This is a genomic window from Bradyrhizobium sp. WSM471, from assembly GCF_000244915.1.
GTDB lineage: Bacteria > Pseudomonadota > Alphaproteobacteria > Rhizobiales > Xanthobacteraceae > Bradyrhizobium.
In genome coordinates this window covers 5864690-5876790 of sequence record NZ_CM001442.1, presented here as the reverse complement: position 1 = coordinate 5876790, position 12101 = coordinate 5864690, and the positions used below count along the sequence as shown (strand labels likewise).

The following is a 12101-nucleotide window of genomic DNA, read 5'->3' as shown; positions in this document are numbered from 1 at the left end:
CTTGGGGTGACGCTTTTCGAGCTAGAACACGACGACTGAACGGATCGATTTGCCCTCATGCATCAGGTCGAAGCCTTTGTTGATGTCTTCGAGCTTGAGCGTGTGGGTAATCATCGGGTCGATCTGGATCTTTCCGTTCATGTACCAGTCGACAATCTTCGGCACGTCGGTGCGGCCCCGCGCGCCGCCGAAGGCGGTGCCGCGCCAGTTTCGCCCGGTGACGAGCTGGAACGGGCGGGTCGCGATCTCCTTGCCCGATTCGGCAACGCCGATGATGATCGAGGTGCCCCAGCCGCGATGGCAGGCTTCCAGCGCCTGGCGCATCACTGTGGTGTTGCCGGTGCAGTCGAAGGTGTAGTCGGCGCCTCCGTCCGTCAGGGTCACGAGATGCGGGACGATGTCGCCGGTGATCTTCTTGGGATTGACGAAATCGGTCATGCCGAACCGGCGTCCCCATTCCTCCTTGGAGTCGTTGATGTCGACGCCGATGATCTTGTCCGCGCCAGCCATCTTGGCGCCCTGGATCACGTTCAGGCCGATGCCGCCGAGGCCGAACACGACCACGTTCGAGCCCGGCTCGACCTTGGCGGTGTTGACGACGGCGCCGACGCCGGTGGTGACGCCGCAGCCGATGTAGCAGCTCTTGTCGAACGGCGCGTCCTCGCGGATCTTGGCGACCGCGATCTCCGGCAGCACGGTGAAGTTCGAGAAGGTCGAGCAGCCCATGTAGTGGTAGATCGGCTTGCCCTTGTAGGAGAAACGGCTGGTACCGTCGGGCATTACGCCTTTGCCCTGGGTCGCGCGGATCGCGGTGCAGAGATTGGTCTTCCGGCTAAGGCAGCTTTTGCATTGCCGGCATTCCGGCGTGTAGAGCGGGATGACATGGTCGCCCGGCTTCACCGAGGTCACGCCAGGGCCGATCTCGCGGATGATGCCCGCGCCCTCATGGCCCAGGATCGACGGGAAAATTCCTTCGCTGTCGAAGCCGTCGAGCGTGTAGGCGTCGGTATGGCAGATGCCCGTCGCCTTGATCTCGACCAGGACTTCGCCGACCTTTGGTCCTTCCAGATCGACTTCGACGATCTCGAGCGGCTTCTTGGCTTCGAAAGCGACTGCGGCACGTGTTTTCATCTTAAACTCCTCAAATTCCAGCAGGGCGCCAGGAACCAGGTCCTGGTCGGGCTCCGCACGTTCACTTCTTGCCCATGCACGAATCTTCGTTCTTGGTATAGGCGTCGTTCTTGTCCTCGTGCTTGCTAGGTCTTGTGCGGCCCCAGGCCTCGTTGGAGCGGGCGCGCAGATAGACGTAGAGATCGTCCATGTAGCAGGCGACGTTCGGGTTATCGCCGAAGGCCGGCATCACGTTCTCTGCGGCAGTCGAGATGTTCTTGCGGCCGGAGGCGACGACGCCGAGAAAATCGGCATAGCTCATCGTCTTCAGCGAATCCTTCAGCGCCGGGGCGTAGGTCGAGCCCATGCCATCCGGGCCATGACACACATGGCAGTCCGAGTGATAGCGGCGGTATCCGGAATAGGTGTACCAGTCGACGGATCCGTCAGTGATCTTGTAGGTCGGGTTGCCTTCCTTGTCGGACCATTCGCCGGTTTCGTTCTGCTTGACGGCGGTCGGATCACCTGAGCCGTCCGCTACGGCAATTCCCCCGGACGCGACCAAGAACATCGCAGCAATGGCAGAGCAGATTTTACGCAAGAGATTTTCCTCGGAAGGCATTCGGTGAGACGAGCCGGCGCGTGGAGTTGATCCACGCGCCGGAGTGATGCTGAGAGGCCTAGTTGGGCAGCGAGAACACGGTCAGCGTACCGCCGAGTGCCGTGTAGTTGCTGAGCGCCGCGTAGCCACCGACTGCGCCGAGGCCGGCGGTCGGATCGGTCAGGCCTGCCGCCAGACCGATGCCGGCCCAGCCGCCCACGCCGGAGAGCACTGCGACATACTGCTTGCCGCCGTTCTCATAGGTGGTGACGTTGCCGATGATGCCGGAGGGAGTCTTGAACTTGTAGAGCTCCTTGCCGGTCTTGGCGTCGACTGCCTTCAGGTAGCCTTCGAGCGTTCCGTAGAACACCACGTTGCCCGCGGTTGCGAGCGCGCCCGACCAGACCGAGAACTGCTCCTTGTTCGACCAGACGATCTTGCCGGTCTTGCCGTCCCAGGCGATGAAGTTACCCATGTGGGTTTCACCCTGCGGCGGATACATCGAGAGCGTCGCACCCACATAGGGCTGGCCCGCGGTGTAGCTCACCTTGAACGGCTCGTAGTCCATGCAGACGTGGTTGGTCGGAACGTAGAACAGCTGCGTGTCCGGCGAGTAGGCTGCCGGCTGCTCGTCCTTGGTGCCGAGCGCGGCCGGGCAGATGCCCTTCACGTTGTGGTCCTCGCCCGCCTTGTCGGTCGAAGCTGAGTCGAGCACCTTCGGGCGGCCGTAGGTCGGCGAGTTCTTGTCCATGTCGACGCCGGAGGTCCAGTTCACCTTCGGATCGTACTTTTCGGCGACCAGAAGCTCGCCGGTGGCGCGATCGAGCGTATAGCCGAGGCCGTTACGATCGAAATGCGTCAGCAGCTTGCGCGGCTGGCCGTTGATCGACTGGTCCGAGAGGATCATCTCGTTGACGCCGTCATAGTCCCACTCGTCGTGGGGCGTCATCTGATAGACCCACTTGGCCTTGCCGGTGTCAGGGTTGCGAGCCCAGATCGTCATCGACCATTTGTTGTCGCCGGGACGCTGCTTCGGATTCCAGGTCGAGGGATTGCCCGACCCGTAGTAGACGAGGTTCAGCTCGGGATCGTACGAGATCCAGCCCCAGGTGGCGCCGCCGCCGATCTTCCACTGATCGCCTTGCCAGGTCTTGAGGCTGGAGTCCTTGCCGATAGGCTTGCCGAGCGCGGTGGTCTTCTCTGCGTCGACCAGGATTTGGTCATCCGGCCCTTCGGAGTAGCCGCGCCAAGCCAGCTTGCCCGTCTTGATGTCGTAGGCGGTCATATGGGCTTGAACACCGAACTCGCCGCCGGAGATGCCGATCAGCACCTTGTCCTTGACGACCATGGGGGCCGAAGTACCGGTCTCGCCCTTGCTGGCGTCGCCGTTCTTCGCGGTCCATGCCACCTGACCGCTCTTGGCATCGAGCGCAACGAGCGTGGTGTCGGCCTGATGCAGGAAGATCTTGCCGTCGCCATAGGCCAAGCCGCGGTTGACCGTGTCGCAGCACATCACGGGGATGACGTTCGGATCCTGCTTCGGCTCGTACTTCCAGACGATCTTGTTCTCGTTGGAAAGGTCAATAGCGTAGACCTTGTTCGGGAACGGCGTGTGGACGTACATCATGTTGCCGATGATCAGCGGGCCGCCTTCGTGGCCGCGCAGCACGCCGGTCGAGAAGGTCCAGGCGACCTGGAGCTTGCCTACGTTTTGTGCGTTGATCTGGTTCAGCTTGGAATAGCGGGTGTTGGCGTAGTCGCCCGTCGGCATCACCCAGTCTTTCGGGTTCTGCGACATCTTGAGCACTTCATCGTTGGCCGACGCGCTGCCGACGGCGAGAGCCGCCGCGGAGCCAAGATAGGCCGCGAGTAGTACCTTGCGCATAGTCATTCCTCCATTGGTCTCGTTTATTGTTTCCGAAGCATTGCTTAATCGCCGGGCTTTTCGTCCGGCGTCTGCTCGTGCAGGGCGGTCACGATTGGGACCAGAAACGATGCTGTGGTGTTTCCTCCTCCTGATGAGAGCCACGGGTCCACGTGCGGAGCGGCCCGTTCTTGTTGTTCCTGATACAATCCCTAACGACTTCGCTATCGGGAAACTTGCCCAAGAGAGAAGCTGGTTTGCTTGACAGCGCACGGGTAGGAAGTTTTTGATTTTGCAGTAGCGAATTCAGCTGCTTCCGCAGCGCTTTGGGAGCGCCATCAACGCTCAGGTTCCCCTTGACGGCGCTGCAACTAAGGCGGAGGATTAACTTACAAGGGTGGCAATGGAACGATGGCGCTCGTTCTAGAAGATCGCTCAAAATCGAGGTAAACGTCACGCAATCACGGTTCAGGGCTCCGGCAGCGCGGCTCGCGATTCGCGTCAAATCTCCGGATCAAACCAGTGGCTGGATTAATGTCCGACACAATTCACACGCTCTCGACGACGGGCATGACGCCGAAACGTCAGATCCAAAGCTGGATCGACGGGCTGACCAGCCTGTGTGGACATTTCGACGTCGATCCGCTGGAAGCGTCTTCGCTCGAAGGCCGCATCGACTACACCAGCGTCTCGCGCCTGAAGCTTTGCCAGATCGAGGTCAGCCAGCATCGCATCGCGCACACGCTGGCGCGCGCCAAGGCCAATGAACACCCGTATATCAAGATCCACTTCCAGACTTACGGTGTGTCCTATTTCGAGCAGGAAGGTCGCCACATCGAGCTGAATCCGGGCGACATCATCGCCTATGACGTCTCCTGTCCGCATTCGATCATCAGCCCCGCTTTCACGCGCCACGACGTGGTGATCGTGCCGAAGGCGCTGCTGCGCGACCGCGGATTCCCGTCGCAGCGGATGCCCGCCTGCAAATTGACCTCACGGACGGGGACGGGGCGGATCGCCCATGATTTCGTGCATGCGACGTTCGACGAGGCGGCCAAGCTGTCGGCAAACAGTGCGGTCGGCGTCGCCGATTCGCTGATCGACCTCTTGCTGCTGCCGCTGCGCGAGGCCGACACGATGCTCGATCGCGTCGGGCCCGAAGCGACCTATGTGCGCGCGCAGTTCTTCATCCGCGAGCATTTGCGCGATCCGGATCTGTGCATCGACCAGATTTCCGGCGAGCTCGGCTGCTCGAAGCGTTATCTGCACATGCTGTTCTCGGAGCGCGGCACCACGGTGAGCGACTACATCTGGCAGGCGCGTCTTCAGAATTGCCGCCAGGAGCTCGAGGCCCACGCCGGCAAGACCATCACCGACGTCGCGTTCTCCTGGGGTTTCTCCAGCTCATCGCATTTCAGCCGGGTGTTCCGGAAATATTTCGGCGTGGTGCCGTCCTCGATCCACAAGGCGCAACAGGGCGCCGTTGCCGCGGACGAGCATTAGGCAAACGCCAGGTTCGGCGTCGACGACGACGATTGACCGTCACGCGCCCGCGATGGTTCTCATGCCGATATGGCGATGTAGGGAATGCTGGTCAGGAGAGCGACGAGCAACACCGCGTTGGCCAGCATTCCACTCCAATGCAGTCGGCGTAGCCGGCGCGGGGCCTCGGCATCGCCGGCGTCCCTGGCGCTGAGCTGTTCGTCCATGCGTTGCATGAACCAGCGGCGTCCATAGATCGCCAAGGCTGCGAGGAGGCCAACGCCCATTGCCGCGACCAGACGACCGTCGAGCAGGAAAGCTACCGCTCCGATTATTCCCGCAGCGCGCATCACCAGAAAATGCGCATTGAACATTCCGCGCAAAAGCTGGGCGACGGGTTGGATATCCAGCTTCACCAGCAGGAAGGCCGGAGACGCCAGCGTGAAATAGCCCATCGGAAAGAGCAGGATGATCATGACGGCTACGGCAACGCCATCCGGTGTCATGGGATCGGCCTTTCTTTTCCGCGCCGGTGAGACCTTCCCTCCGGCGTCGCACAATCATAGCGGGAAAATGCGTCTCCGGCACCAGGCTTTGCTCGGATGCCGCGCCGCGAAGGCCGTCTGCCTCGCGGTTCAGGAGGGTTCGAGGCCGAGCGACCGCGCGCTCTCGATCCAGATCGGCAGCTCGCGCTGATACAGGGCGTTGGTTTCCTTGAAGCCGATCGCGGATTCGAGCACGAACGTGTTGAGCACCTCCTTCACCTTCGGATCGCTGTTGGCAGCGACGCAAAGCTCCGCCAGGCAGTCGACGACCGGCTGCGGTGTCGCTTTCGGCACGGCCCAACCTGAGAAGCCGCTGACGGTGAAGAATTTCGACGTCGCGCCCTGCTCGGGGAGCGTCTTGATATGGGGGATGGCGTCGACCTTCTTCGAATGCACCGCGAACACGGTGCCACGGTCGCTCTGCAAAACCGATTGCGCTGCCGTGTAGCTGCCCATGGCCACATCGAGCGTACCTTCCAGCATGCCCGTCCACATCGGGGCTTCGCCGCGATAGTGGATCGGCTCGATAGCAAGGCCATACTGCTTGTTGAGCTCGTGGACCGTCATATGCGGGGCCGAGCCCGCGCTATAGGTGCCGAAATTGACCTTGCCGCTCTTGCGCGCAAAGGCGACGAAATCCTCCAGCGTCTTGACGCCGGTCTTCGGGTTCGCGACCAGCAACAGGCCGGCGCCCGGAATGACGCTGACCAGCGTCAAATCCTTGTCCATGTCGTAGCCCGGAGTCTTCATCACCACCCGGTTCATGATGTAGGTGGTCGAGATCGAGCACAGGATGGTGTGGCCGTCGGGCTCCGCGCGGGCGACCTCCGCCGTCCCGATCGCGCCCGCGGCACCGGGCTTGTTCTCGACGACGACGGTCTTTCCGACTTGCTTGGCAATGAATTCGCCATAGGCGCGCGCGAGCAGGTCGGTCTGTCCGCCGGCGGGATAGCTGCAAATCATGCGGATCTGCCGCGATGGCCACGCAGCTTGCGCCGAGGCGCCGCGCGAGACGAAAGGCATCGCGAGTGTGGTGGTGCCGGCGGCGATGAAGCGGCGTCGATCGAGTTTTGCGGACATGATTCTCTCCCGGGTTGTCGCCGACGGTACTGCATCGGGTCGCCTCTGCCATGGGTGGCTGGCGAGACAGATTGGCGCATTCCAGGGCTGCGCTAGGCGCGCCAGGTATCCATTCGACTAGCGCTGAATGATCTTCATCCAGACGTCACCGAGGATCGCAGGCTCACGTGGCGGCAGATAGGTCAGCCCCGCCTGCGTGCCGAATTCCGCGATCTTGTCCTCGGCAGCAAGCCCGCTCAGCGCCTTGTTGACGGCGTCGATCAGCGCGGGATCGCTGGCCAGCCCGACGTAGCCGCGATTGGCCCCGATCGGATAGTAGTAGCCGGACGCGGTGATCGCCGTATCGGGGTGCGCGGCGCGATGGGCGTCTAGGCGGCCGAGATCGATCAGCGTCGCGTCATAGTCACCACGGGCAAGTGCACCGGGGAGATCATCGCGGCCGGGGACGAGATGCGTGATGTCATCGATCAGGCGCCCCTTGTCGAAGGTCATGAGGATCGCATCGCCAAGCGAGCCGCTCTCGATGACGAGGCGCAGGCCGGCGAGGTCGCCGATGTCGCCGATCTTGCGACCCTGCGCCTTCGGCCCGAGCACGACTGTCATCGGCGAGTAGACATAGGGCTGGCTCGGCGCGAGCACGCCGAGCGCGACGCGGCGGCGCCGGTCGTCGCGCGTGGCGCCGGCAAAATCCGGCAGGCGCGCCGTTTTCATGCCGGGCTTGACGAGGGAGTCCGTCGTCAGCGCGTAGCCGCCGACGAGCGAGCAGCGCCCGTCGGACAGCAGCGCATTGGCCTCGAGCTGTGGGCTCGAATCCTCATCCAGCTTGCTCTCGAACCACTGGATCGTCAGCGGTCGTCCGAGCCGATCGGCGATCGCCTGCGCCAGCAACACGTCGAAACCCGAGCCCGGCATGCCCTTGTGGTGCACCGACAGCGGTGGCCGGTCCTCGTCGAGACAAATCTTGAGCGGTTCGTCGGCCGCGCGTGCAGTGACGGCCGCCGCCGCGAGGATCGCGGCAATGCTCCAAGCGGCCAGCCAACGCCTCATGGCTTTCTCCGGCTCGAGATGAAGGCCCAGAGATTCCCGATCTCCTCGTCGCTGAGAATGTCGGCCCAGGGCGGCATCCTGTTGTTCTTGCCGTTCTTCACGGTGGTGACGAAGCGCGTCTTGTCGTCGGGGAAGGCGCGCAGGTCCGGCGTGATGGTGCCGGGGTTCATCATGTTGGGGCCGTGGCAGTGCGAGCATTTCTCGGCATAGGTCGACTTGCCGTGGTCGACCTGTGCCTGCACGGGATTGCCGGTTGAATCATCCGCGGCACGTACGGTCGCCGCAAGCGCGACCGTCAGAACCGCGACGGTGGCGAGGATCGCCACCGTCTTGTGAGATAGCTTTCTCAGCATCGCGCCGTGGTTATTGCTTGACCGCAAAAACCCAAAGCGAGCCGCCGGGCGGCACTTTTGCCAGCCGTTCGTCGCCCGAGAACAGCGAGTAGACGCCGCCATAGCCGCTCGTCACCGCGACGTACTGCACGCCGTCCTGCTGCCAGGTCACCGGTTGTCCCTCGATGCCCGAGCCGGTCTGGAACTGCCAGAGCTTCTTGCCGGTGTCGGCATCGAAGGCCTCGAACTCGCCGGTCAACGCGCCCGAGAACACCACGCCGCCCGCGGTCGACAGCACGCCGGAGAAACGCGGGATGTCGCTGGGCGCTTCCCACTTCGCCTTGCCGGTCATGGGATCGATCGCCTTCAAATGACCGCGCGGGCCGTCACCCCATTCCCAGAGATCGGTGAGGTCCATGCCGAGATACCATTCACCCTGCTTGAAGGTGGCGGGTTCGGTCTTGTACCTGCCGCCGAAGGCGAGCGTGTTGGCGTAGGCGAGGCCGGTCTGCGGATTGAACGACATCGGCTCCCAGTTCTTGCCGCCGAGGATCGACGGATAGACGGTCACCTTCTTGCCCTCACGCGCATCCTTCGCGACGTCGGTCTCGATGGGACGTCCGGTCTTCATGTCGATTCCGGTCGCCCAGTTGACCTTCACGTAAGGATTGGCCGCGAGCAGCTTTCCGTTGGTGCGGTCCAGCACGTAGAAGAAGCCGTTGCGGTTGGCGTCCATCAACACCTTGGTCGGCTTGCCCTCGACGTTCATGTCGGCGAGGACCATCTCGGCCACGCTGTCATAGTCGAACGGATTGTTGGGCGAGAACTGGTAGTGCCACTTGATCTTGCCGGTCTTGGGATCCATCGCCAGCACGGAGCAGGTGTAGAGGTTGTCGCCCGGGCGCACTGCGGAATTGAACGGGCCGGGATTGCCGATACCCCAATAGACCGTGTTCAGCTCGGGATCATAGGAGCCCGTAATCCAGGTCGAGCCGCCGCCGAGCTTCCAGGTATCGCCCTTCCAGGTGTCGCCGCCGGGCTCGTCGGGCGAGGGGATCGAATGGGTCCGCCACAGGTGCTTGCCCGTTGCCGGATCCCAGCCGTCGATGAAGCCACGGGTGCCGAACTCGGCGCCGGAGATGCCGGTGATCAGGACGCCGTCGGCGACGAGCGGCGCCACCGTCATCGAATAGCCTTCCTTGATGTCGGCCGCCTTCTGCCGCCACAGCTCCTTGCCGTCCTTGGCGTCGAGCGCGATCACGTTGGCGTCGAGCGTGGTGCGGAACACCTTGCCCTCATAGAGTGCTGCGCCGCGATTGATGATGCCGCAGCAGACGATGCGCGGCGTTTCGGCAGGATATTCGACCTTGGATTTCCAGATCTGCTTGCCGGTCTTGGCGTCGACCGCCATGGTCGCGTTGTGCGATGTCACGTAGATCACGCCCTGGTAGACCAGTGGTTGCGATTCCTCGCTGCGATCGTCGTTGAAAGAGTAGTTCCAAACCGGGACAAGGTTCTTGACGCTGTCCTTGTTGATCTGGTTCAGCGTCGAGAAACGCTGGAGATTGTAGCCCATCCCGTAGTTGAGAATGTTCGATGTATCGGTCGCACCCTTGACCAGCTGCTCGCTAGTTTGTGCATTTGCACAAGTCGATGCAAGCATGACGAGGCTCGCGGCCATCGCAAAGCGTTTCATCCGTCCCTCCCAATATGCGCGCCTATTGACGCTGCGACAGCAACACTCCGCCCGAATGCAAAACGCGTCAATACGAAAGTCGCAATCGCGACGCCGATATGGTGGGCGCCGGATGTCGTCACCTGACGGAGACCTGACAAGCAAGGCTCACTTGTGCGCAGGCGCTGAAGAAATTCCGCGGCACGGATCAGAGCGCGTGCGCGACGGCAGCGGTCGGGCCGACAGGTTCAGCAAGTTGTGCGGTGCGCAGGCTGCAATTCGGGGCTTGAACCGAGGCTCGCTTGTGGACTTATGTCGCTTCGATCCGGTTCGAATCGGCGTCTTGGTCAAGGAGGTCTTCATGATATCGCGTCGCTCTGTTGCACTTGCGTTCACGATTGCACTGCTGTCTGGTCCGGCCTGGTCGGCCTCCGGCAACGCGGTCAAGACGTTCGATACCGACAATGACGGCACACTCGATCTTGCCGAGGTGAAGAAGGGGGCGGCTGCGTTGTTCACCAAGCTCGATCCCGATCACGACGGCACGCTCGACGCCCGCGAGTTGCGCGGACGGTTAACGGCGAAAGAACTCGCCGCCGCCGATCCCGATCGCGACGGGACTCTCACGCTCGACGAATATCTCTCGGTGGTGGAACAGCGCTTCAACGCGGCGAATCCCGATAAGGATGGAACGCTGGATGCGAAGGAGCTGAACTCGCGCGCCGGCCGCGCGCTGCTGCGCTTGTTGCGGTGAGAACCGCGCCCCTTGACTGGGAGCGAAGGCGAGTTGCCCGAGAGAGAAATTTGCAAGCGCGATGCGACAGTTCGCTGTGTCAACGGCGCGATTCCCGACTTGCGTTGTCCCTGACGCAGCCCTAGGTTTTGGCCGGCGCGATGTCGCGCTCAATCCCTTGGGAGTCCCCGAATGGCCTGGAAAGCTCCGAAGATCGTGGAAGTGCCGGTCGGCATGGAAATCAACATGTACGCCTGCGCTTTGCGCAAGTAAGACCACAAGTAAGACTGACGACCTGCCGCGGCTTCGATGGCAACCACCGTCGAAGCCGTGGTAGTGTCGGGGATGCGCGCGAGAGCCCTTACATTCTGGACCATAGCCGCCTGCACCGTCGCGCTCGCGCCGGCATGCGTCAGCGCCGAAGAGGGCTTTGATACCGAGCACATCTTCGGCTTCATGATCGGCACCGATGTCGGCAATCCCGGCGAGCGCGAATTCCAGACCCAGACGACAGGACGATTCGGCAAAGGCGGCGGGACCTATCGCGCCCTCTCGCAGGAGGTCGAGATCGAGATCGTGCCGCTGCCGAACTTCCGCATCGAGGTCGGCGGCACGGCCACGCTGCACGACATCACCGGCGTCCCCGATATCGGCGATCGCCGCCAGTTCAATTTTCAGGGCGCTTCGCTCGATCTGCGTTATCGCCTGCTCGATCGCGAGCGCGCGCCATTCGGGTTGACTGTCGCCGCCGAACTCCATGGCGACCGCATCGACGAGACCTCTGGCGCAAAAGGCCGGATGTACGGTACCGATTTCACGCTCGCCTTCGATCGCGAGCTGATCCCGAACTTCGCCATCGGGGCGCTCAACCTGATCTATCAGCCCGAATGGGCGCGCTTCGAGATAGCGGGACTGTCCGAAAAGAGTTCGACCATCGGCGCGGCCTTCGCCGGCCTGGTGCGCGTGCGGCCCGATGTGCTGCTCGGCGGCGAGGTGCGCTACTTCCGAGAGTACGAAGGCATCGGCCTCGGCGAGTTCGCAGGACAGGCCCTCTTTGTCGGCCCGACCGCTTATTTCCAGCTTTCCGAGCGCTCGCGCCTGACCATGAGCTGGAGCATGCAGGCTTGGGGCCGTCCGGCCGGATCGGGCGGCAATCTTGACCTCGTCAATTTCGAGCGCCACCAGGCAAGGGTCATATTCGGCGTCAATTTCTAGGCGCGCTCTTCGCCTCTCCGCGCGTGCAGGGAGAGGAAAAAGCCCCCGTTTGTTCCACCGGATTGAAACTTCCGGCTCCTCGGAGCGTAATTTTTTGTGCTAATCTTCATCGCCTCTGCGAGGATCCCGGCATGAACCCGATCGACCTGGTAGTGACTGTGTGTGCGTTGCTCTCGCCTGCGACCTGCGAGGAGCAGCATCTGGTGTTCAACTATGCGGGGTCGCCGAAGCAATGCGCGATGGCTGCGCCGCCCTATATCGCGCAATGGGTCGGCGACCATCCGAAGTGGCAGGCGGTGCGGTGGCGCTGCGAATATCCGCATCCGAACGACAAGGCGTGAAGCCGTGAAGCCCTGAGCTGCGTTGCCGGTCGCAACTGGCTTAGGTCCTCATCCTGAGGAGCTTGCGAAGCAAGCG

13 protein-coding genes are annotated in these 12101 nt (G+C 62.5%); 5 read left to right on the top strand and 8 right to left on the bottom strand.

The window, feature by feature from the left end; genetic code table 11:
* Positions 1–21: 21 nt before the first annotated feature.
* The 3 genes from BRA471DRAFT_RS26760 to xoxF5 all read right to left on the bottom strand — a co-directional run bounded on the left by BRA471DRAFT_RS26760 (position 22) and on the right by xoxF5 (position 3596).
* Positions 22–1131, bottom strand: a complete 1110-nt coding sequence (locus BRA471DRAFT_RS26760) for an S-(hydroxymethyl)glutathione dehydrogenase/class III alcohol dehydrogenase (RefSeq protein WP_007612981.1) — start codon at positions 1129–1131, stop codon at positions 22–24.
* Positions 1132–1192: 61 nt separating this feature from the next.
* Positions 1193–1681, bottom strand: a complete 489-nt coding sequence (locus BRA471DRAFT_RS26755) for a c-type cytochrome, methanol metabolism-related (protein WP_007612980.1) — start codon at positions 1679–1681, stop codon at positions 1193–1195.
* A 109-nt stretch (positions 1682–1790) separates the two neighbouring features.
* Entirely contained in the window at positions 1791–3596 is a 1806-nt protein-coding gene (gene xoxF5, locus BRA471DRAFT_RS26750; protein ID WP_007612979.1) for a lanthanide-dependent methanol dehydrogenase XoxF5, read from the bottom strand.
* Positions 3597–4109: 513 nt separating this feature from the next.
* Between xoxF5 and BRA471DRAFT_RS26745 the strand changes: the two genes are divergently transcribed.
* Entirely contained in the window at positions 4110–5078 is a 969-nt protein-coding gene (locus BRA471DRAFT_RS26745) for a helix-turn-helix domain-containing protein (protein ID WP_007601369.1), read from the top strand.
* Between the two features lie 59 nt (positions 5079–5137).
* Here the strand turns inward: BRA471DRAFT_RS26745 and BRA471DRAFT_RS26740 are convergent, their stop codons facing one another.
* From BRA471DRAFT_RS26740 to BRA471DRAFT_RS26720, 5 genes are all read right to left on the bottom strand, one after another.
* A complete protein-coding gene (locus BRA471DRAFT_RS26740; protein ID WP_007612978.1) occupies positions 5138–5563 on the bottom strand; it encodes a hypothetical protein in 426 nt (141 codons plus the stop codon).
* 129 nt (positions 5564–5692) lie between these two features.
* Positions 5693–6682 carry a tripartite tricarboxylate transporter substrate binding protein gene (locus BRA471DRAFT_RS26735; protein WP_007612977.1) on the bottom strand — a complete coding sequence of 330 codons (990 nt, stop codon included), beginning with the start codon at positions 6680–6682 and terminating at the stop codon, positions 5693–5695.
* A 117-nt stretch (positions 6683–6799) separates the two neighbouring features.
* A complete protein-coding gene (locus tag BRA471DRAFT_RS26730) occupies positions 6800–7729 on the bottom strand; it encodes an ABC transporter substrate-binding protein (RefSeq protein ID WP_007612976.1) in 930 nt (309 codons plus the stop codon).
* Positions 7726–8082, bottom strand: a complete 357-nt coding sequence (locus BRA471DRAFT_RS26725; protein WP_007612975.1) for a cytochrome c — start codon at positions 8080–8082, stop codon at positions 7726–7728. Before BRA471DRAFT_RS26725 ends, BRA471DRAFT_RS26730 begins: the two co-directional genes overlap by 4 nt.
* A gap of 10 nt (positions 8083–8092) precedes the next feature.
* Positions 8093–9757 carry a methanol/ethanol family PQQ-dependent dehydrogenase gene (locus tag BRA471DRAFT_RS26720; RefSeq protein ID WP_007612973.1) on the bottom strand — a complete coding sequence of 555 codons (1665 nt, stop codon included), beginning with the start codon at positions 9755–9757 and terminating at the stop codon, positions 8093–8095.
* 340 nt (positions 9758–10097) lie between these two features.
* Here BRA471DRAFT_RS26720 and BRA471DRAFT_RS26715 point away from each other — a divergent pair, with 340 nt between their 5' ends.
* The 4 genes from BRA471DRAFT_RS26715 (at position 10098) to BRA471DRAFT_RS26700 (ending at position 12025) form a co-directional block, all read left to right on the top strand.
* Positions 10098–10490 carry an EF-hand domain-containing protein gene (locus BRA471DRAFT_RS26715; protein ID WP_007612972.1) on the top strand — a complete coding sequence of 131 codons (393 nt, stop codon included), beginning with the start codon at positions 10098–10100 and terminating at the stop codon, positions 10488–10490.
* 171 nt (positions 10491–10661) lie between these two features.
* Positions 10662–10742, top strand: a complete 81-nt coding sequence (gene pqqA, locus BRA471DRAFT_RS26710) for a pyrroloquinoline quinone precursor peptide PqqA (protein ID WP_018460299.1) — start codon at positions 10662–10664, stop codon at positions 10740–10742.
* Positions 10743–10778: 36 nt separating this feature from the next.
* Positions 10779–11684 (top strand): hypothetical protein, encoded by a 906-nt coding sequence (locus tag BRA471DRAFT_RS26705; protein WP_007612971.1) that lies wholly within the window; start codon positions 10779–10781, stop codon positions 11682–11684.
* A gap of 131 nt (positions 11685–11815) precedes the next feature.
* Entirely contained in the window at positions 11816–12025 is a 210-nt protein-coding gene (locus BRA471DRAFT_RS26700; protein ID WP_007612970.1) for a hypothetical protein, read from the top strand.
* Positions 12026–12101 lie beyond the last annotated feature (76 nt).